Origin of the sequence: Enterobacter cloacae complex sp. IR5450 (assembly GCF_049238665.1) — a bacterium.
Taxonomy (GTDB): Bacteria; Pseudomonadota; Gammaproteobacteria; order Enterobacterales; family Enterobacteriaceae; genus Enterobacter; species Enterobacter hormaechei_C.
This window is the reverse complement of record NZ_JBMKIC010000004.1, coordinates 21318-39904: the sequence shown is the minus strand read 5'-3', so window position 1 is coordinate 39904 and position 18587 is coordinate 21318. Positions and strand designations below refer to the sequence as shown.

Here is an 18587-nt window from a genome sequence, read left to right as displayed (position 1 = left end):
AATGGAGTCACCATGAATACGTCAGTTGTTTCACCGGGTCGTGCGGGCCTGATATTGCTGTTAACCGGCCAGATGCTGCCGTTGATTGATACCTCAATCACCAACGTGGCGCTGGATTCCATCACCCATTCGTTACACGCCACCGCCACTGAACTGGAGCTGATCGTCGCCCTCTACGGCGTGGCCTTTGCCGTCTGCCTGGCACCCGGCAGCAAGCTGGGCGATAACCTTGGCCGCCGTCGCCTGTTTATGTGGGGCGTGGCGTGTTTTGGCCTGGCCTCACTGCTGTGCGGCATGGCGGGCAATATCGAACAGTTGCTTGGCGCGCGCATTATTCAGGGTGCGGGCGCCGCGCTGATCATGCCGCAAATTCTCGCGACGTTGCATGTGACGTTAAAAGGAACGGCACACGCCAGAGCGATCAGTCTGTTCGGCGGTATCGGCGGAATTGCGTTTATCGTCGGCCAGATGGGTGGCGGCTGGCTGGTGTCGGCGGACATCGCCGGGCTTGGCTGGCGTAACGCCTTCTTTATCAACGTGCCGATTTGTCTGGTGGTGCTGGCGTTGAGCCGTCGCTACGTACCGGAAACCCGCCGCGACACGCCGTCGCGCATTGACTGGACCGGGACTGTCCTGCTGACGGCAATACTGTGCTGTCTGCTGTTCCCGATGGCGCTCGGCCCGCAGTGGCACTGGTCGTGGCCGCTGAAGGCCGCACTGCTGGCGATTGTGCCGCTGGTCTGTGTAATGGTGCTGAACGCGCGCAAAAAAGAGCGTGAGAATGCCCACCCGCTCATCGCGCCGCGCCTGTTGCAGCTGCGCAGCATCCGCTTTGGCGTGCTAATCGGGATACTCTTTTTCAGCGTCTGGTCCGGGTTCATGTTCTGTATGGCGCTGACCATGCAAAGCGGTCTGGGGATGGCGCCGTGGCAGTCCGGGAACAGCTTTATCGCGCTTGGCGTCACCTATTTTATTTCTGCCTGGTTCGCCCCACGCCTGATTGCCCGCTACAGCACCAGCGCCATCCTGCTGACCGGACTTGCGATTCAGCTTGTCGGTCTGGTGGCGTTGATCGCCACGTTCCGTCACTGGGGAATGCAGAATACCGCGCTGACGCTGGCCCCGGCCACCGGGCTGGTGGGTTACGGGCAGGCGCTGATTGTAAACAGCTTCTACCGTATCGGGATGCGTGATATTCAGCCTGACGACGCGGGGGCCGCGAGCGCGATTTTAAGCACGCTGCAACAGGCTGCGCTGGGGCTTGGCCCGGCCATTTTCGGCGCGATTTTGCTGCACGGGCTGCAAAATCATCACGGAGATTACACCCAGGCGGTCAATGTCTTCCTGATGGTGGAAACGGCCATGATGGTGGTGCTGGCGCTGGCCACGCTGCGTATGCGCCATCGTCTGTGTTTACCGGTCGTCAAGGCCTGTCCGGCGACAAAATAAAACTGCCTGAATTTGCATAATAGATCCGCAGCCGCCATTATGGGGCTGCATCAATACAGGAGACGTTATGCAGGAATTAATTGCTCAGGTTGAAGAGTTAGGGATTGAAATTAATCACACCACCTCTTTAGTGATTATCTTTGGTATTATTTTTCTTACGGCCATTATCGTTCATTTTATTCTGCACAAAGTGGTGCTGCGCGCATTCGAGAAACGCGCCCAGGCCAGCAGCCATTTATGGTTGCAGATCATTACGCAGAACAAGTTATTTCACCGTCTGGCGTTTACCCTCCAGGGGATAATCGTCAACGTTCAGGCGGTTCTGTGGCTGCAAAAAGGCAGCGAAGCGGCGGAATTACTTACCACCTGCGCGAAATTGTGGGTGATGGTTTATGCCCTGCTCTCCTTCTTCTCGTTGCTGGACGTGATTTTCAATCTGTCGCAGAAAATGGCCACCGCTTCACAGCTGCCGCTGAAGGGGATATTCCAGGGCATCAAGCTGGTGAGCGCCATTCTGGTGGGGATACTAATTATCTCCCTGCTGATCGGTCAGTCACCCGCCATTCTGATAAGCGGCCTGGGTGCGATGGCTGCCGTTTTGATGCTGGTCTTTAAAGACCCGATACTCGGCCTGGTGGCCGGTATTCAGCTCTCAGCCAACGACATGCTCAAGCTCGGCGACTGGCTGGAGATGCCGAAATACGGCGCCAACGGCACGGTGACCGACATCGGCCTGACCACCGTTAAAGTGCGCAACTTCGATAACACCATCACCACCATCCCGACCTGGGCGCTGGTGTCCGATGCGTTCATCAACTGGAGCGGCATGTCCGCCTCCGGTGGTCGCCGCATCAAGCGCAGCCTGAATATCGATACCACCAGCATTCACTTCCTCGACGAGCAGGAGCAGCAAAAACTGATTCAGGCGAAACTGCTGAAGCCGTATCTGGCGGCGCGTCATGAGGAAATTAACCTGTGGAATCAGCAGAACGGCGAAGGGGAATCGGTATTAAACCTGCGCAAGATGACCAATATCGGCACCTTCCGTGCCTACCTGAATGAATATCTGCGTAACCACCCGCGTATTCGTAAAGATATGACGCTGATGGTGCGCCAGCTCGCGCCGGATGCCAACGGGCTGCCGATTGAAATATATGCCTTTACCAACACGGTGATCTGGGCGGAATACGAAGATATTCAGGCCGACATCTTCGATCATATTTTCGCGGTGGTGGATGAATTTGGCCTGCGTATTCACCAGTCGCCAACCGGAAACGATATTCGCTCCCTGGCTGGCGTCATCGCGCAATAATCAGGTGCTGGCGCGGGAAATAAAGCGCCAGTCCATCATCACCCTTTCCGTGGGCGCGTCCGGGTTGTCGATCTTATTTAAGAGCAGATCGACCGCCTTGCGCCCGATATCCCGCGACGGTTGTTCAATGGTGGTGAGAGAAACCATCTCCGCCAGCTCGGTGCCGTCAAAGCCGACCACCGCGATATCTTCTGGCACCCGCAGCCCTGCCTGCTGAATGGCGCGCAGCGCCCCCGCCGCCAGCGTATCGGAAACGGCAAACACCGCATCCGGCGGATTATCTTTTAACAGGTTTTGCATCGCCGCCATGCCCGCACCAGAGCTGAGCTCACTGGCGTACTCCACCGCCTGATAGTCCAGATCCCGCAGGTGGATCACGCTCTTGTAGCCGCGTTCGCGCAGGCGGGCATATTTGTAGCTGAGATCGTGGTTGATCATCGCGATACGCTTGCGGCCGCCGTCGGCCAGCTGGCTGACGGCATGCTGTGAAGCGTCCACATCATTGATGCCGACGCAGGAGACCGCGCCCGTATCGGCATATTCGGCGCACTGCACCCACGGTGCAGAACCAATCAGCGCGGCCAGTTCCGGCAGCTTCGAGAAGGCGTCCATGGTGATAATGCCGTCGACGATTTTGCCGGAGAGCAGGCTTAAGCCCGAGCGGGAGCGCTCAATATCCGAGCCGGAGTTGCACAGCAGAATGCGATAGCCGTTCTTTTCCGCCTCGGCTTCGATGCCCTTCACCACTTCGGCGCAGAACGGGTTGGCGATGTTCGAGACCATCACCAGGATCATATAGCTGCGGGCGGTGCGCAGCTGACGCGCCAGCAGATTGGGCTGGTAGTTACTCTCCTGAATCGCCCGCAAAACGCGCTCGCGGTTTTTCGCCTTCACGGTGTCGCTGTTATTCAGCACGCGGGAGACCGTTGCCACGGATACCCCGGCCAGTTGAGCGATTTTCTGAATTGACATAGCGACGATACATCCTGCGGTTAGCGTTTTGTGCAGGCTATCATAAATTGATTGCCCGGCGAACCGGGCAATACGTCAGTATTCCACGCGCACCCAGCGCTGCTGCTGATGACTTTTCACAATTGCATCAATGATATACATCACACTGGATCCATCGTAAAAGGTGGCAAACTGCGGATTATCCGGCATCGCGCCCGCCTGCACGGCACGGTAAAACTGCGCTATCATATTTTTAAAGGCATCCGGCCAGCCTTCAATGTGCCCGCCGGGGAAGTGGGCGCTGTCGGCCACGTCAGGGTTCATCAGGCCTGGATCGTCGGTGAGCGTCTGGTTTGCCCGGGCGCGATGGCCGATCCACAGCTGCTGCGGGATTTCCTGATCCCACGCCACCGACTGCTCGCTGCCGTTAATTTCAAAGGTCAGGCGGTTTTTTCGCCCCGCGCTCACCTGCGAGACGCTAAAGCTGCCCTTGCTGCCGTCGTCAAAGCGGAACAGCACCGAGCCAAAATCTTCGGTGGTGACCGGTTTGACTTCATACTCCGCCTGCTCGTCATGGGAGAAGGTCTGATGACCACCCGCGCTGGCCTTGCGCCTCGGCCAGACGATGGATAAATCAGCCATCACCTCGGTAATGCGCCTGCCTGTCACATACTGTACCGTATCGCACCAGTGGGAACCGATATCCGCCACCGCCCGCGACGCGCCGCCGAGCGCGGCATCCACCCGCCAGTTGTAGTCGGTTTCCAGCAGCATCCAGTCCTGCAAATAGCTGCCGTGCGAGGCGAACAGCCGCCCGAGGGTGCCCGCGCGCATCATGCTCGCCGCCTGTCGCACCATCGCAAACTGACGATAGACAAAGCTCACGCCATGCACCACGCCCGCCTGCTCTGCCAGCGCCACCAGCTCGCGCGCCTCGTCCGGCGTCATGCACAGCGGCTTTTCGGAAAACACGTGCTTGCCCGCGCGCAGGATCTGGCGGTTAATCTCCGCGTGCAGGTGGTTCGGCGTGCAGTTGTGCACCGCATGCAGATTGGGGTGCGCGAGCAGTTCTTCCACGCTGGCGTAAGCATGCGGGACATTTAGCTGGCGCGCCTTTTCCTGCGCCTTAACGAGCGAACCGTCGCAGAGCGCGACCACCTGCACAAACCCGAGACGCCTGAGCGCCTCGATGTGTGCCGGGCCAATAAACCCGCTGCCGATAATCCCGACGTTAATCATGGCTGCCCCCTGCGGCGAAATCATCAAACGCCCGTCCGGAAACGGGAATAATGTGGCGGCAGATAAATTCGCTGCCCTCACTCGCGCCGGTATCGCCATCCTTCAGGCAGCACTCCCACTCCAGCACCGCCCAGCCGTCGTAGTCGTACTGGGTCAGCTTGCTGAAGATGCCCTTAAAGTCGATTTGCCCGTCGCCGGGCGAGCGAAAGCGTCCGGCGCGGTTGATCCACGGCTGGTAGCCGCCGTAGACGCCGCTGCGCCCGCTGGGGCGGAACTCCGCGTCCTTGACGTGGAACGCTTTAATGCGCGCATGGAAGATATCGATAAAGGCCAGATAGTCCATCTGCTGAAGCAGCATGTGGCTCGGGTCGTAGAGAATGTTGCAGCGCGGATGGTTATCCACCAGCGCCAGAAAACGCTCGAAGGTCACGCCGTCGTGCAGATCTTCCCCGGGATGCAGCTCAAAGCAGACGTCCACCCCCTGCTCGCCAAAGGTATCCAGTATTGGCCGCCAGCGGGTTGCCAGCTCCTCGAACGCTTCCTGAAAACGCTGCTCGTTATGCGGCGGCCACGGATAGAAAAACGGCCACGCCAGCGAGCCGGAGAAGGTCGCGTGCGCCTTCAGCCCTAATCGGGCCGAGGCGACCGCCGCCTGCTTCAGCTTTTCCGTCGCCCACGCCCGGCGCGCCGCCTCGTTACCGCGCACGGCGGCGGGTGCGAAGTGGTCAAACGCCTCGCTGTAAACCGGATTCACCGCCACGAGCTGCCCTTCCAGATGGGTCGACAGCTCGCTGATAACCAGCCCGTGTGCGGCCAGCCTGGCGGTGATGTCGTCGCAGTAGGCCTGGCTCTCTGCGGCTTTCTCGACGTCAAAGATGTGCGGATGGTTGCAGGGGATCTGCACCGCCTTATAACCTTTACCTGCCGCCCATTCAGCAAGCCCGTCGAGCGAATTAAACGGCGCTTCTGCGCCAATAAACTGCGACAGAAAAATGCCGGGTCCTTTCATTGTCCTCATACCACCTCCTGAACGTTACGCCTTGTCATCGTCATACTTAAACGTGAGAAGGAAAATCAGCGCGATCGCCGCGGCAGCCACCGCCGGGATCCACCAGAATGTGACCCACGCCTGCGGCACGGTCTGTCCTGCCACCAGGCGGTTGTAGAGCGCGCCGGAAATCTGAGAGCCGAGCAGCATGCCGATGCCGTAGGTGAACATCACGATCATGCTCTGCGCCTGGCCTTTGACCTTTTCGCCCGCCACGCGGTCGGTATAGATAAAGCCGACGACAAAGAAGAAATCGTAGCAGACGCCGTGCAGCAGAATGCCGAGGTACAGCAGAATGCGCCCCTCTTCGCTGACGCCCAACGCGAACATGGCATAACGCACGAACCACGCCAGCATGCCGATCAGCAGCATGACTTTCACGCCCAGGCGGCGGAACAGCAGAGGAATGACCAACATGAAGACGATCTCAGACATCTGCCCGAAGGACATGGCGGTGCTGACGTCGGCAATGCCGGCATCCGCCAGATACGAGGCGGTGTAGGCGTAATAGGTGCCGAGCGGGACAGAGATCAGCATCGCGCAGACGGAGAAGACGAAGAAGTGGCGGGTTTTAAGCAGCGCGAAGGCGTCCGCGCAGAAGAGATCCCGCACCTTAACCGGCAGGCCTTTTGCCGGCGCTGGCGTGTGCGGCAGCGTCAGGCTGTAAAGCGCCAGCAGCACGGAGCTGACCGCCGCCACCTGGAAGATGGTGACGCTGGACGCCACGCCGGTGACGCCGATGAAAATGCCCGCCGCGATCCAGCCGATGGTGCCGAACACGCGCACTACCGGGAAGGTTTTATCCACGTTCGCCAGGCTGTGAAACGCAATGTTGTTGGTCAGCGCCAGTGTCGGCATATAGCAGAGCGTGTAGCCAAACAGCAGGCCAATCAGCAGCGCGCCATTCTCAGCAATCAGCGCCCCCGGCACGAACCAGAGGATCACCGCGCCCGCGAGGTGCATCACCGCCATCACCTTCTGCGAGGCGAAGAAGCGGTCCACCAGCATCCCGAGCACGAACGGCGAAAGAATGGAAGCGATGGGCCCGGCAGAGAACGCGTCGCCAATCAGCAAAGACATGTTGTGCCGGGTCATCACCAGGCCAAGCGTGACCGACCAGCTACCCCAGATAAAAAATTGCAGAAACATCATCAGCGACAGACGCGGCACCAGCAGCCGGTGTTGCGTTATCGCCTTTTCACTACTTTCAGTTGACACCATGATAAGCCTCACCCGGAAAAAGTAATCGATTACAAAACAGTTCAGATAAAAAGTAATCGATTACAAAATAAAGATCCTGTGGATCGAAACGGAATTGGGAGGGGGGTCACGATAAAGGTGGAGTGATACTTTGTAGGCCCGGTAAGCGCAGCGCCACCGGGCGTGAAGGCAGGCAGTGTGGTGCGGTCTGGTTTGGTGCGGTCTGGTGCCCTCACCCCGTCCCTCTCCCACAGGGCGAGGGAGAAAACCGCGCTACTTTTTGCGCGAGAGCTTAAATGCAATAAACAGGAACACCACCCACACCGGCAGCAGCATCGCTGACAGGCGCATCTCATCCATGGTGCACATCAGCACCAGAATCAGGCCGAGGAAGGCGATACAGAGGTAGTTCCCCGCCGGATAGAGCAGCGCTTTAAACTGCGTCTCGCGCCCCTTGCGGCGCATCGCCGCGCGGAAGCGCAGGTGCGCCAGGCAGATCATGATCCAGTTAAGCAGCAGCGTGGCGACAACCAGCGCCATCAGCAGGCCAAACGCCTCTTTCGGCAGCAGATAGTTAATCAGCACCACCAGCGAGGTGATAGCGCCAGAAAGGAACAGCGAGTTGACCGGCACGCCGCGACGGCTGACGCGGGTAAGGAACTTCGGCGCGTTACCCTGCACGGAGAGGCCAAACAGCATGCGGCTGTTGGAGTAAACCCCGCTGTTGTAGACCGACAGCGACGCCACAAGAATGACGAAGTTCAGCGCCGAAGCGACCACGTTGCTGTTCAAATTGTGGAAGATCATCACGAACGGGCTACTGTCAGATTTCACTTCCACCCACGGGTAGAGCGCCAGCAACACCACCAGCGAGCCGATATAGAACAGCAGGATACGGTACACCACCTGGTTGACCGCTTTCGGGATGCTTTTGTGCGGATCGCGCGCTTCAGCCGCGGTGATGCCAATCAGCTCCAGCCCGCCGAAGGAGAACATAATGACCGCCAGCGAGAGGATCAGCCCTTTCCAGCCGGTCGCCAGGAAACCGCCGTGCTGCCACAGGTTGTCGATGCTCGCGCGCTCGCCGCCGTGGCCGGAGAACAGCAGCCACAGGCCAAAGCCGATCATGCCGATAATTGCCAGTACCTTGATCAGCGCAAACCAGAACTCGGTTTCACCATACAGGCGCACGTTGACGAGGTTAACGGCGTTAATGATGATGAAGAAGGCCGCCGCCCAGATCCACGTGGGCACGTCCGGCAGCCAGTACTGCATGTAGATGCCGGCGGCGGTCAGCTCCGCCATCCCCACCAGCACGAACATCACCCAGTAGTTCCAGCCGGAGAGGAAGCCTGCGAACGGGCCCCAGTATTTATAGGCAAAATGCGCGAATGAGCCGGACACCGGCTCTTCAACGACCATCTCGCCGAGCTGGCGCATGATCAGGAAGGCGATAATCCCGGCGATACCGTAACCCAGCAGCACCGCCGGACCGGCCATCTGAATAGCGGGGCCGATGCCGAGAAAGAGCCCGGTACCGATTGCGCCGCCAAGGGCAATTAACTGAATATGTCGATTTTGCAAACCACGTTGCAGCGTCGGATTCTGATCCGACGAGGCTTCAGCGCTACCATGGCCTGAAGCGGATGACGCGTCTTTCACGCCCTACCCCTGTCTCTTTTTTAGAAGGGGCACGTTTTAACACTTCATGCTGGTGGTAGCAAGCTTAACGCCGGGCCAGCGCATGCGCCCGGCGGATAAACGTCACGACCCGATGATCCCGCCGTCCGCTTTGGTAATCACCACCGTTGACGATCGCGGACGCCCGTTCGGGCTGGCGTCTGGCCAGTTGGAAACAGCGCGCGGATTGGCCGGGTCGGTAATATCATCCCCGCCCTCCCCCGGATGCTGAATGTTGATAAACAGCGTGCGGTTGTCCGGCGTAAACGCAATGCCGGTGATTTCGCACCCGCGCGGCCCGGTCAGGAAACGGCGATACTCGTTGGTGCCCGGAATGGTGGCCACCATCTGGTTATTGCCCATCCCCTCGTAGGCTTTCTTATTGATGGTGCTGGAGGAAACGTCGGTCTGGATCCACAGCACGCCCTGGTGATCGAACGACAACCCATCCGGGCTGCCAAATGCCGCGCCCTGCATCGAGCCTTTGGCTTTGGGATCGTCGCCGTCGGTGCGCCCGGCCATGACCAGAATATCCCACTTAAAGCGTGCGGCGGCAGGATCGGCACCCTCTTCGTGCCAGTGCATGATGTGACCAAACACGTTATTAGCGCGCGGGTTGGCGGCATCCACCGGCGCCTTGCCCTCTTTACCGCGATCGCTGTTGTTGGTCAGCGTACAGTAGACGCTGCCGCTGGCGTGCGGATCGACGGCTATCCACTCCGGGCGATCCATTTTCGTCGCCCCCACCACGTCGGCCGCCAGACGGGTTTTAATCAGCAGATCGCCCTGGCTTGCAAAACCGTTGCTTTTATCCAGGCCATTTTGCCCGAAGATCAGCGGCAGCCAGTCGCCGCTGCCGTCCTCGTTGAACCTGGCGACGTACAGCGTGCCGGACGTCAGCAGCTGCATATTGGCTTCCCGGTTCGCGGGATCGTATTTTTTATCCGAGACAAACTTATAGATGTACTCAAACTTCTGGTCGTCGCCCATGTAGACCACCACGCGATTATCGGCGGCGAGCGTGACGGCGGCCCCCTCATGCTTGAAGCGGCCGAGCGCGGTGTGCTTGCGCGGGGTGGAGGTCGGGTTGTAGGGATCGATCTCCACCACCCAGCCGAAACGGTTGGGTTCGTTAGGGGTTTTATCAACGCTGAACCGCTCATCCACCTCGTTCCAGCGGTACGATTCATCGCTGTCGCTGATGCCGTAGCGTTTTTCCAGCGGGTTGAGATCGGCTTTTTTGACAAAAATGTCCGACCAGTTCTCCTCGCAGGTGAGATAGGTGCCCCACGGCGTGTGGCCGTTGGCGCAGTTCTGCATGGTGCCCAGAACGCGTTCCCCCTGCGGGTCGGCGGCGGTTTTCATTAAATCCTGATGCCGCGCCGGGCCGGTAAGCTGCATCGGCGTATTGACGGTAATACGCCGGGCGAAGGAAGACGGACGCACTACCTCCCAGCCGCTGCCCGTTTTTTTCACTTCCACCACCGACACGCCCATCGCGTTCTGCCCCTTGCGGGCCTTGTCGAGACTCCAGTTCGCCGTACCGTCGGTAAACAGCATTCCGTTGTCGATGTACTCATGGTTCAGCGCCAGCAGGCCATGCTCCGGGTTTTGCGCCCCCTGCGGCAGGCTAAACCACGCCATGCCGTCGTGGTGCATGCCCGCCTGCACAGCCTGTTCGTCTGTGGTATTGCTGGCGTCCGGCTTAAAGGCCGGCATGTTGTCCTTGATCCCCGTCGGATCGCCCCAGCGATAGAACGGGCGGGCGATATAACCTTCCGGCACCCTGACCGTGTCTTCCGTAGAGACGTCGATGCTGGTAAAGCCCAGGGAAACCGCTTTTGCCAGCGCGGAAGGCTTCGATACCGCGGCAATGGCATTTTCGGGTGTGATCAGATACGGGAATGATACGGCAGCCCCCGCTACGGCCCCCATCTGGAGAAAACGGCGGCGCGAGAGGAACACTTCTGCAACCTCGGAGAATACCGGGTTAGCGCTGCGGTTACTGATATCGTCGCGATGCTCTTTTTTAAATACGGATTTGAGGGGTCTGCCCATAGCGGCTTCCTGTCATTGGCCAAGAGGTAAGGTTGTGGCGACCAGTGTAAGAAGCTTTTATTACAATTTTATAACACGACAACGAAGGGATTGGGGCGTCCCTGCCCCGGATAACGAGGTGGAACGCTTAGAACTCGTAGCCAACCGAGACCTTAAAGGTACGCGGCTCGCCCTGAGTAATGTAAGTACCGGAATCGTCCACGCTTGACCAGTAGTTCTCGTTGGTCACGTTGTCGATACCTGCCCGTACGGTCATCTGATTTTCATTGTGGTTCACCGCGAAGCGATAGCGCATGCCCAGATCCAGCGTGGTGTAGCTGTCCAGCTTTTTGCTGTTCGCAAGATCGGCATACTGCGTGCCGGAGTGGTTAACGCGCGCGGTCGCCGTCAGGCCTTCAATCGGCTTGATATCGTACTCTGCGCCCAGCACGGCGTAGAAGCTCGGAATACCGATCGCATCGTTGCCCTGATTGACGCCGTTTTTGGTTTTGGTCAGCTCGGCCTGCAACCAGGTGGCGCTGGCGTTCAGACGCATCCCGAGCATGGGCTCGCCGAAGACGTTCAGCTCCACGCCGCGGTTACGCTGTTCTGCATCCAGACCATAGTGACCGCTGTCGTCAAGGATCGCCGACGGCATTTTGATCTCAAACAGCGCCAGGGAGCCGCCCACGCGACCAAAGTCCGCCTTTACGCCCACTTCGTTCTGCTTAGAGTGAACGATACCGGTGCTCTGGCCGTAGTTGTTTGCTGAGCGAGGCGCGGTTTCACCGGGCTGTAACGCCTCGGTGTGGTTGGCGTAGAGGGAAATTTCCTCCCACGGTTTATAGACTACGCCGTAGGTGGGCATCCAGCGGCTGCCGTCGAAACCGTCCGCGTCGTTTTCCGCACCGGTGATTTTGTTGTACCCGCGAATCACCACCTTCTGATGGCGCGCGCCTGCGGTGAACAGCAGCTTGTCATCCAGCACGCCCAGGGTATCACTCAGCAGCCAGCCTTGCGTGCGGGTGCGCCCGCTGGTCAGCGGATCGCTGTATTTGCCGCCTGAGCCGTTGAGGTTGGAGCTGTCCGGCATATCGACGCCGGTGTTGTGGTAGATGTTGGTGGTCGGATTATCCTTCGTCGCCGACATTTTCCACGCGATCTTTTCGTTTTTGGTCATCGCCGAATAGCCAACATTGACCTTGTGCGAGACGAATCCGGTAGTGAAGTTACCGCGAATGCCCGCCATGCCGCTGACAGAATCGCTGATGCGGTTGGTATCAAGACGGCTGACCACCGCATTACCGCTCTTATCGAGGAGCTTCGGCGCGCTGTAGATCCCTTCTTCGTGCGCGTGCTGCGCGCCGAGACCGGTATACGCCGTCCAGCTATCGGTGATGTCATACTCGCTGCGCCACATCCCGAACTCGTTTTCGATATCGCTGTAGGCCCACTTCTGCGAGAAGTTGCGATCGTTCTTCGGCGGTTCAGGCACAAAATCCACCGCCGAGATGTTGACGCTGGTCGGGCTGCCGTGGAAGGTTTTTTTCTGGTAGCCCAGGTCCAGCGAGGTGCGGAAACGGTCGCCTTTGTAATCCAGACCAGTAGAAAGCAGCGTGGTGCGGCGGCGGTCATTCGGCACGCCGGTTTCCCCTTCGCGATGCACGAGGTTCACACGCGCGCCAAACTGGTCGTTATCGCCAAAGCGACGACCCGCATCCAGCGTGGTGCCAATCTGGGAATCCGAGGTGTAGTCCACACCCACTTTCGCCTGCGGGGTGTCGCCCGCGTGTTTTGGCTCAAGGTTGATCATCCCGCCCACGCCCGAGCTTGCGGCGCCGTTCATCAGGGAGTTGGCCCCTTTGAAGATCTCGATGCGGTCGACCATCTGGGCATCCACCACCTGACGCGGCAGTACGCCGGACAATCCGCCAAAAGTCATGTCGTCGCCGTCAAACTTCAGGCCGCGAATGCGGAAGGTTTCCGCGCTGTTGCCGTACCCCTGAACAAATTGCACGCCCGCGTCGTTGGCAACCACGTCAGCAATGGTTTTCGCCTGCTGATCTTCCACCAGCTTCTAGGTGTAGCTGATGATATTGAACGGCACGTCCATGGCGTTCTGCTGACCGAGCATACCCATGCGCCCGCCGTTCGCCACCTGCCCGTCAAGGAAGGCGGGCACCAGCTGGTCGCCGCCGGGTTTGAAATCACTCCCCGCCGTGGACTGGACGACGATGGTGTCCTCTTTTTTCTCATCCGCCGCAAAAGCGGAGTGGGTTACCGCGCCGATGGCAATCGCCAGCAGCGTTTTGTGCATTGTGGTGTTGTTCATAATGAGCTCTTAACGTGCGCGCAAAAATGACCCGTTGTCGGGCCTTAAAAGTTATTAAAAGAAATGCAAATGAGAACTATACGCATTATGTATACGTAATCAAGTGTAAACGGCCTCTCTGAGCGAGAAGCGGCAAGAAACAATGTTGGGAGGGAGGTAGGGCGCGCAACCACCCCGAAACAGGGGTGGTTACTAAGGTATTATTTTTTCTTGTAAATATCGGCGGTGCCGTGAATTTTGTTGTTTGTATTACCGGAAGTCAGCACCAGTACATCAGCACCTTCTTTATCGGCCTTTTCGACCAGCTCTTTTTTCGCATCGTCGACAGAGACTTCGTTAGCCGCGCTCACGGTACCGATTTTTTCGTACTGAGACTCAACTTTCTCAAACTCGTTTTTCGTCAGCAGTTCAGCCGCAAAGGTATTGGTGGTAAACAGAAATGCAGCGCCCATCAAAATAGCAGTCGTTTTTTTCATAACCTTTTTCCTTGAGATTAATCAGCAACTACAAAAAGCCCCACGAGTGAGAGTGAGGTGATATGAGCATGGTAGAGGAATAATAAAATTGCCACAGCGTAAGAAAAATACTGTTATAACAGTCAATTGTGCTGTGAAAAATGTACGTTAACGCTACTTTCGCGATGGGTGTTTCATGAAGAAAATCAGGCTGGCTTGAAACTGGCGTAAGCGCCTGTTTTTAAATGGCACGCCCTGTAGGATTCGAACCTACGACCTACGGCTTAGAAGAACGTAGAGTACTATATAACGCACTGTAATATCATTGGTTTTTCCGCGCTCGCTACGCATTTGTGTCATTACGTGTCGTTACCTGCTTTCTCGTTTTCTTGTGATACATCCATGCATGACACATCTATGACACAGAGAATGCATAGCCATGCCACCAGACATCGCTATGTAATTTCCCGGTCCCCCAACTTTGCGTAGCTCCTTCCAGTTTCGTAACACGAAGCTTTACGCCTACCTCTACCATCAGCATAATCCCCACCGATCCGATTGTAAGACTTAACCAGCGCGCGCTACTTTTTCTCCCTGCCCTATACTTTCAGTCTGTCTGACTGGAGGTTTCTATGTGTGGACGTTTTGCACAAGCCCAAACCCGTGAAGAATATCTGGCATATCTGGCCGATGAAGCCGATCGTGACATCGCTTATGACCCGGAACCTATTGGCCGATTCAACGTCGCACCCGGTACCAAGGTCCTGCTACTGAGCGAACGCGACGAGCAACTGCACCTCGATCCTGTGTTCTGGGGATATGCACCCGGGTGGTGGGATAAATCCCCTTTGATTAACGCGCGCGTCGAGACGGCGGCCACCAGCCGAATGTTCAAGCCTCTCTGGCAGCATGGCCGGGCGATCTGCTTTGCTGACGGCTGGTTCGAATGGAAGAAAGAAGGCGACAAGAAGCAGCCCTACTTCATTCACCGCGCCGACGGCCAGCCAATATTCATGGCAGCGATCGGTAGCACGCCATTTGAAAGCGGCGATGAAGCAGAAGGTTTTCTGATTGTGACGTCCGCAGCTGATAAAGGCCTAGTCGATATCCACGACCGCCGTCCACTTGTTCTTTCACCGGAAACTGCCCGCGAATGGATGCGCCAGGATATAGGCGGAAAGGAAGCTGAAGAGATAGCTGCCGACGGTGCTGTGCCCGCCGACAAGTTTATCTGGCACGCCGTTACGCGTGCCGTGGGGAATGTTAAGAACCAGGGGCCGGAACTAATCGAGGCAGCACAATAAAAAGTTAAAGAAACCAGGCGCGTTCTAAATGAGCGAGAAGTGAACATTTAGATAGGCATCGCCTTGCTATCCGCCCATATTAAAGCCGGATTTTTGAAAATCTCTGTAGACTTCCGGATTGTTGAAGGCCGGGAATTTAGCTTTATGGGCTGCTGATTCAATCGCTTCGCAATAGGCTTTATTACCATTGCTGGTTGATATTTTTAAAGCCGTGCCATCCTGAGCAAATTCAATATGCAACCTGCATTTTTTTCCCTTCCATTTCTGAGGCTCATCAAGTTTGTCATTTATTGCCGCCCTGATTGCCCGAGCTTGCTTACCCCATTCATCCTGATCATCCCAGCGTCCTGAACTGCAATTACCCGTAGCTGTGGTCTTATGGCAGTCAGAAGGATGCAACGGCGCACATCCCGCGACCAGGCTGAACGCAATGGTTGATATAACGATTTTCTGTACTGTATTAGACAATCCCATATCTTGCCCCTAAATCCCTTTAAACCTCAGCAATATTGGCACATTCTTCCTTCATTCTGCCATCTTTTCAACTACTAATTTTTTTGCAATCGCAATTCTTCGTCCCCTTCTGGAATAAAGCGGACCAAGACATCAAGAAAATTTATCGGACTCTAAGCAAATCTGAATATCTCGTGGTATATCGAGGCGACAGCATTTCACGCTTCATCTGCCACTGCTGCTGTATTCCCTGTCCGGCAAAATAGAGCGTACCCTTTCCGTCCTTTGCATTCAGTTGATCCAGCACCTCCATTAACTTTTCGCTACCAGCTCGAGGTGCACTGTCGTCGAAAAGGTTTAGCTGGGCCACGCCCTGGCTGAAGAAGTCACCCAGCATGACACCCGCTTTCTGGTACCGGTGACCGTCCTTCCATATTTTGTCCAGACACTTTACCGCGGCGTTGATGATGTCTCTGCTGTCCTGCGTTGGCGTGAGCAGCCTTACCGATGCGCTGTTTCCGTAATACGGCTCATTAAGGGCAAATGGAGAGGTCTTAACGAAGGCGGATATAAAACGGCAATACTGGTGTTCTCCCCGCAGCTTCTCAGCACCACGGGCCGCATAGCTGCAAATAGCCTGCCTCATCTGTTCATAGTCAGTAATGCGTTCGCCAAACGATCGGCTGCATACAATTTCCTGCTTTACCGGGGCGAACTCCTCCAGATCCAGGCATGGCTCGCCGCGCAGCTCCCGGACGGTTCGCTCCAGCACAACGTTAAAGTGTTTACGGATAATCCACGTACTCTGCTCTGAAAGGTCCAGTGCGGTTTTGATGCCCATAGCGTTCAGCTTCTTGCTGATGCGCCGGCCAACGCCCCAGACATCCTCCACAGGAACAAGCGCCAGTAACCTTCGCTGCCGGTCGACGTTTGAGAGATCAACCACGCCTCCCGTCTGCCGCTGCCATTTTTTCGCAGCATGGTTAGCCAGCTTAGCCAGCGTCTTGGTCTGAGCTATTCCAACACCCACAGTAAGATGCGTCCGCTGTAAAATGGTCGCGCGGATCTCTTTCCCAAATTCAGTCAGGTCCCGGCAGTTCCTTACACCGGTCAGGTCGCAAAAGGCTTCGTCTATGCTGTAAATTTCCACGCGCGGGCTCATTTCTTCCAGTGTGGTCATTACCCGGCTGGACATATCTGCATAGAGCTCGTAGTTGCTGCTGAAGCAAACAACACCAGCGCGCCGGAACAATTCCTTCTGCTTGAAGAACGGCTCACCCATCGCAATCCCGGCAGCCTTTGCTTCTGCGCTACGTGCGATTACGCAACCGTCATTATTCGACAGAACGACAACAGGCCGCCCGCGCAGGTCTGGTCTGAATACCGTCTCGCAACTGGCATAGAATGAGTTAACATCGACCAGGGCAAACATCACATCACCGGATTGTCGTCTGTGAGCGCCGCAGCGCCATTTATAAAGAAGGTCACCACACCCATAACTTCAACTTCATCCAAAGCATCACCTTCTATGCTTTCACCGCCTTCTGTGATGAGCGAACCGCCCATAACGACCGCGAACTGTAGCTGGCCGAACGCATTCACCAGCACTCGCGTTCCGTTGTCGGGCACAAGATCAGGCTGAAAAAGCGCATATCCACCTGACGTTTCAACTAGGCATGAGTAGCGGTTAACACCACACAACTGCTCAAGTTTGTAACTTTGAGATGCAGGCTTCATATCTAACCACCCTTAATATTACTGTATGCATACACAGTAATATTAAGCGACATTGTCGATCAAGCCCTGAGGCAGCATTGACTTGTAAGTGGCTAAATTAGATAGACATTTACTTGTTGAATACCATCAGGTTGTTCTAATGTAAAATCATAACACGCTCATCTTGATTACGAGATCTTAACGGTTAAGAAGAAAGCTCATCATGCATTGAAATTAGCTTTAGTCATATGCTGTTTGTGACGTGATGATTTTCAGTTACTATATCCACTACGGTCAATTCTTTAGCGCTTGATATGAAAAAACAAATAATTAATGCAAATGGCTCCACTGAACGAAATGGCATAATTGACACACTTAGATTCTTAGGTCTCTCATTAATAATATTAGCCCATGTAAATCCTAACGAATACATCTTCCAATTGCGGAATTTTGATGTTCCGCTGATGTTCATTGTAATGGGAATGTCTTTCGGATTAACATCGGATAAACAACGCACAAAACTTACATACATAGTTTCACGATTCAAAAGGTTGATAATTCCGACATGGGTGTTCTTGGTGTTTATGTTTGTTACGAGCTATCTTTATTATTTAACAGCTAACATAAGAATATTTTATTTTAGTGAGTATGAAATATACACGTCATTTTCTTTATCGCGAGGGTTTGGGTTTGTATGGGTTATTAGACTGTTTTTTGCGGTATCAGTGATTGCTATATTAACACCAAGTAACTTCTACCGGATTAATGTTTTTATAATATACATACTTTCAATTTCTATCATATTTATGAGCGACAATATACTTGGTGAATGGTATAAGGAGTTAGATAGTGGGAATGATATATTACTACTCGGCTCTTTCCTCTCTAACGTCATACCATATTTTTTTATTTTCCTGTTAGGAACCAAACTATTAAACGCCACAAGCAAGCAGATGTATAGCTTATTTTCGATCTCATTGTTATTTTTCCTTGGCTATGCCTTATATAACTATTTATACCATTCGGCCTACTACCAAACTCAAATAGATAAATACCCTCCTGGCTTATACTATCTGAGCTATTCACTGGCAATGTCCTTACTTTGTTTAATAGCTCTGAGAACATTACAATCAAAAAACATTAACACAGCCAGCGCGCTGATAATATTCATTTCCTCCAATTCGATCTGGATATATTTATGGCACATAGTTTTTGTGATGTTAACAGATTCAGTTGATATGTATTTTTTAGCAAGATATGCGTTAGTATACGCAGCTGCAATTTTATCTTTCAGCGTCCAGTATAGACTTATAACCCAATTATCAAGTAAATTACACAATAAGAAATATAAAAATTGGATGACTTCCATATTCACTGGTTGAATTATAGCCCGTCATTATGACGGGCTAGT

14 protein-coding genes and 1 pseudogene are annotated in these 18587 nt (G+C 55.2%); 4 read left to right on the top strand and 11 right to left on the bottom strand.

All coding sequences use genetic code 11. The features are described from left to right. Window positions 1-12: 12 nt before the first annotated feature. Both ACOTYB_RS05275 and ACOTYB_RS05270 read left to right on the top strand, forming a co-directional pair. Window positions 13-1449 carry an MFS transporter gene (locus tag ACOTYB_RS05275; RefSeq protein WP_022650532.1) on the top strand — a complete coding sequence of 479 codons (1437 nt, stop codon included), beginning with the start codon at window positions 13-15 and terminating at the stop codon, window positions 1447-1449. 67 nt (window positions 1450-1516) lie between these two features. Further along, a complete protein-coding gene (locus ACOTYB_RS05270; RefSeq protein WP_023315564.1) occupies window positions 1517-2761 on the top strand; it encodes a mechanosensitive ion channel family protein in 1245 nt (414 codons plus the stop codon). Here the strand turns inward: ACOTYB_RS05270 and ACOTYB_RS05265 are convergent, their stop codons facing one another. From ACOTYB_RS05265 to yahO, 8 genes and pseudogenes are all read right to left on the bottom strand, one after another. Further along, window positions 2762-3733, bottom strand: a complete 972-nt coding sequence (locus ACOTYB_RS05265) for a LacI family DNA-binding transcriptional regulator (protein WP_220153631.1) — start codon at window positions 3731-3733, stop codon at window positions 2762-2764. 75 nt (window positions 3734-3808) lie between these two features. Then, a complete protein-coding gene (locus ACOTYB_RS05260) occupies window positions 3809-4951 on the bottom strand; it encodes a Gfo/Idh/MocA family protein (protein WP_045343165.1) in 1143 nt (380 codons plus the stop codon). Further along, window positions 4944-5969, bottom strand: a complete 1026-nt coding sequence (locus tag ACOTYB_RS05255) for a sugar phosphate isomerase/epimerase family protein (RefSeq protein ID WP_032657444.1) — start codon at window positions 5967-5969, stop codon at window positions 4944-4946. The genes ACOTYB_RS05260 and ACOTYB_RS05255 overlap by 8 nt, the downstream gene beginning before the upstream one ends. Before the next feature lie 15 nt (window positions 5970-5984). Further along, window positions 5985-7220, bottom strand: a complete 1236-nt coding sequence (locus ACOTYB_RS05250) for an MFS transporter (protein WP_045343166.1) — start codon at window positions 7218-7220, stop codon at window positions 5985-5987. A 252-nt stretch (window positions 7221-7472) separates the two neighbouring features. Continuing rightward, the gene (gene pheP, locus ACOTYB_RS05245; RefSeq protein ID WP_045343167.1) at window positions 7473-8861 is read right to left on the bottom strand and encodes a phenylalanine transporter; all 1389 of its coding nucleotides are present in this window, start codon (window positions 8859-8861) and stop codon (window positions 7473-7475) included. A gap of 102 nt (window positions 8862-8963) precedes the next feature. Further along, window positions 8964-10937: a PhoX family protein gene (locus ACOTYB_RS05240; protein WP_022650528.1), complete on the bottom strand. Its 1974-nt coding sequence runs from the start codon at window positions 10935-10937 to the stop codon at window positions 8964-8966. A gap of 127 nt (window positions 10938-11064) precedes the next feature. Beyond that, window positions 11065-13248 (bottom strand): annotated as a pseudogene (locus ACOTYB_RS05235) (TonB-dependent receptor). Between the two features lie 200 nt (window positions 13249-13448). Then, window positions 13449-13724 (bottom strand): DUF1471 family periplasmic protein YahO, encoded by a 276-nt coding sequence (gene yahO / locus ACOTYB_RS05230; protein ID WP_409248767.1) that lies wholly within the window; start codon window positions 13722-13724, stop codon window positions 13449-13451. 611 nt (window positions 13725-14335) lie between these two features. Here yahO and ACOTYB_RS05225 point away from each other — a divergent pair. Then, window positions 14336-15007 (top strand): SOS response-associated peptidase, encoded by a 672-nt coding sequence (locus ACOTYB_RS05225; RefSeq protein WP_045324550.1) that lies wholly within the window; start codon window positions 14336-14338, stop codon window positions 15005-15007. Window positions 15008-15073: 66 nt separating this feature from the next. Here the strand turns inward: ACOTYB_RS05225 and ACOTYB_RS05220 are convergent, their stop codons facing one another. From ACOTYB_RS05220 to ACOTYB_RS05210, 3 genes are all read right to left on the bottom strand, one after another. Further along, complete coding sequence (locus tag ACOTYB_RS05220) at window positions 15074-15481, bottom strand: cell envelope integrity TolA C-terminal domain-containing protein (protein WP_032666022.1); 408 nt, start codon at window positions 15479-15481, stop codon at window positions 15074-15076. A 142-nt stretch (window positions 15482-15623) separates the two neighbouring features. Then, window positions 15624-16892 (bottom strand): Y-family DNA polymerase, encoded by a 1269-nt coding sequence (locus ACOTYB_RS05215; RefSeq protein WP_217202383.1) that lies wholly within the window; start codon window positions 16890-16892, stop codon window positions 15624-15626. After that, window positions 16892-17197, bottom strand: coding sequence for a hypothetical protein (locus ACOTYB_RS05210; protein ID WP_126525303.1), 306 nt, complete (start codon window positions 17195-17197; stop codon window positions 16892-16894). Before ACOTYB_RS05210 ends, ACOTYB_RS05215 begins: the two co-directional genes overlap by 1 nt. 293 nt (window positions 17198-17490) lie before the next feature. On the opposite strand from ACOTYB_RS05210, the gene ACOTYB_RS05205 reads away from it, so the two are divergent. Continuing rightward, on the top strand, window positions 17491-18558 hold the full coding sequence (locus tag ACOTYB_RS05205; protein WP_126525302.1) for an acyltransferase family protein: 1068 nt from the start codon (window positions 17491-17493) through the stop codon (window positions 18556-18558). Window positions 18559-18587: the final 29 nt, after the last annotated feature.

Bases quoted from the DNA above. Each gene is read 5' to 3' on its own strand.
- yahO (WP_409248767.1), bottom strand. From the start codon at position 13,724: ATGAAAAAAACGACTGCTATTTTGATGGGCGCTGCATTTCTGTTTACC.
- ACOTYB_RS05250 (WP_045343166.1), bottom strand. From the start codon at position 7,220: ATGGTGTCAACTGAAAGTAGTGAAAAGGCGATAACGCAACACCGGCTG.
- ACOTYB_RS05215 (WP_217202383.1), bottom strand. From the start codon at position 16,892: ATGTTTGCCCTGGTCGATGTTAACTCATTCTATGCCAGTTGCGAGACG.
- ACOTYB_RS05240 (WP_022650528.1), bottom strand. From the start codon at position 10,937: ATGGGCAGACCCCTCAAATCCGTATTTAAAAAAGAGCATCGCGACGAT.
- ACOTYB_RS05220 (WP_032666022.1), bottom strand. From the start codon at position 15,481: ATGGGATTGTCTAATACAGTACAGAAAATCGTTATATCAACCATTGCG.
- ACOTYB_RS05260 (WP_045343165.1), bottom strand. From the start codon at position 4,951: ATGATTAACGTCGGGATTATCGGCAGCGGGTTTATTGGCCCGGCACAC.
- ACOTYB_RS05210 (WP_126525303.1), bottom strand. From the start codon at position 17,197: ATGAAGCCTGCATCTCAAAGTTACAAACTTGAGCAGTTGTGTGGTGTT.
- ACOTYB_RS05265 (WP_220153631.1), bottom strand. From the start codon at position 3,733: ATGTCAATTCAGAAAATCGCTCAACTGGCCGGGGTATCCGTGGCAACG.
- ACOTYB_RS05270 (WP_023315564.1), top strand. From the start codon at position 1,517: ATGCAGGAATTAATTGCTCAGGTTGAAGAGTTAGGGATTGAAATTAAT.
- ACOTYB_RS05225 (WP_045324550.1), top strand. From the start codon at position 14,336: ATGTGTGGACGTTTTGCACAAGCCCAAACCCGTGAAGAATATCTGGCA.
- ACOTYB_RS05275 (WP_022650532.1), top strand. From the start codon at position 13: ATGAATACGTCAGTTGTTTCACCGGGTCGTGCGGGCCTGATATTGCTG.
- ACOTYB_RS05255 (WP_032657444.1), bottom strand. From the start codon at position 5,969: ATGAGGACAATGAAAGGACCCGGCATTTTTCTGTCGCAGTTTATTGGC.
- ACOTYB_RS05205 (WP_126525302.1), top strand. From the start codon at position 17,491: ATGAAAAAACAAATAATTAATGCAAATGGCTCCACTGAACGAAATGGC.